Origin of the sequence: Nocardioides sp., assembly GCF_034670285.1 — a bacterium.
In the GTDB taxonomy this organism is placed as follows: Bacteria; Actinomycetota; Actinomycetes; order Propionibacteriales; family Nocardioidaceae; genus Nocardioides.
In genome coordinates this window covers 1-1,591 of the sequence record NZ_JAXMNS010000582.1, presented here as the reverse complement: position 1 = coordinate 1,591, position 1,591 = coordinate 1, and the positions used below count along the sequence as shown (strand labels likewise).

Sequence of the window (1,591 nt, the reverse complement as noted above, 5' to 3'; positions counted from 1 at the left end):
GACCTACGAGCGACACATCGCGCGGCTCGGCGTCGAGCGCTCCCCGGTCCTGTTCCGCAAGATCGGCGCCGCCGGCATCCGTGCCGACGTGCTGGCCCAGTCGGGCACCGTCGCCGCCGACGCACCCTTCTGCCTCGCGGGTGAGGACCCTTACGTGTGTGACCAGGCCCGCGAGGCGGCCCTGCCCCAACCGCACCTCAACCGGCGCTGGCTGGGCGAGCGGTCGGCGCTGCTGTCGTCGCGGCCACAGGTGATCGACACCTCCGCGACCTACTGCGACTCCGACACCTGCTTCGGTCGGGTCGGGTCAACGCCGACGTTCTACGACCGTTCACACCTCGGCGAGCGGATGACCCGATTCATGCGGGAATGGTTCCGACCGAGCGTGCGCGCACTGCTGCGGCAGTGACCTGATCAGAAGGCCCCGGCCGGCCGGTCGGTGAACGAGAAGGTGTCCGCGTCGCCGACGCCGATCGTGAGCACCAGCAGGGCCGCCTCCTGAGCGATCATCTCCTCGCGCCCCACGTAGGCGAACTCCGACCAGTCGCCGTAGATACGCCCGTCGGCGAACCGGTCCTGCATCGCAGCCGCCGCCTCGAGGTGGAGACGGAGGAACGCTCCGGCCGTCTCGGCCCCGGCCAGCCCGTACGACTGCGCCTGGGCGTCGACGAGGGCGAAGCGGAGTCGGAGCCCCGTTCCCCAGTCGTCGCCTTGCGGGTAGTAGATCGACGACTCTCCCGGTGGGTAGATGGTTCCACCCGGCGACGCGTAGTCGGCTGCGTCGAACGTCCTGGTCAGCAGGGCGTCGTAGACCGGCGCCAGCAGCAGCGTCGCGGCCTGCGGAGCAGCGTCGCCGACCAGGGTCTGGACCCACACCTGGTCCATCGTCTGCGACATCAGCGCCATGTACTCGGGAGCGACCCGGTCGTGGTTGATCACCGTCCCGTCGGCCTCGACGTTCGACCCGGGCAACCAGGACGAGAGCGGCAGCCCGTGCACCAGATCGGCGCGAGCCACGTCAGCAGGCCGAGCCCAGGACGTCAGGGCGGCCTGGATCACTGCGTGCGACCAGACCGACCGGTGGTCGCTGTCGGGGAACATCGCCAGAGCCAGCTGGGCGGGAAGCACCTGCCAGCTCAGCTCTTCGGCCCGGGAGTCGCCCGGTGCCCCGACGTAGTGCCCCGTCGCGTCGCGCAGGTGGACCATCGGCTCGCCGGCGGCCTCGGTGGCCTCCTTCTCGACGATACGAGCGACCTCCGCGCGCAGAGTCGTCGGCAGCTCGTCCCACAACAGCCACGCGGCGCGGCCGAGGTAGCCCCCCACCAGCGAGCCCTGCCAGCCACCGCCCCACCCGCCGGCCTCGAAGGCCTGGTGTCCGCGAGCGAGGTGCTCGAGCAACGCGACGGCGCGCTCGATGCCGACCTGCTCGCTCACTCCGATGAGGCCCGCGTCCCAGGCGTCGGCCGCCACGGTGGTCGCCAGCCCCAGGGTGATGTTCGCGATCCGACGAGCCGGATCGGCGGTGGCGTCGTTCTGGATGCTGCGTGCGCCTCTCGAGAGCAGGACCGGCGGACCCTTGGTGAGGTGGACG

1 protein-coding gene and 1 pseudogene are annotated in these 1,591 nt (G+C 71.1%); one reads left to right on the top strand and one right to left on the bottom strand.

All coding sequences use genetic code 11. The annotated features are described in order from the left end of the window. Positions 1-409 (top strand): hypothetical protein (locus tag VOI19_RS19275; protein WP_323794541.1); only part of this gene is annotated, 409 nt, incomplete at its 5' end. A 5-nt stretch (positions 410-414) separates the two neighbouring features. Here VOI19_RS19275 and VOI19_RS19270 read toward each other — a convergent pair. Continuing rightward, positions 415-1,591 (bottom strand): annotated as a pseudogene (locus VOI19_RS19270) (hypothetical protein); the annotation flags it as partial.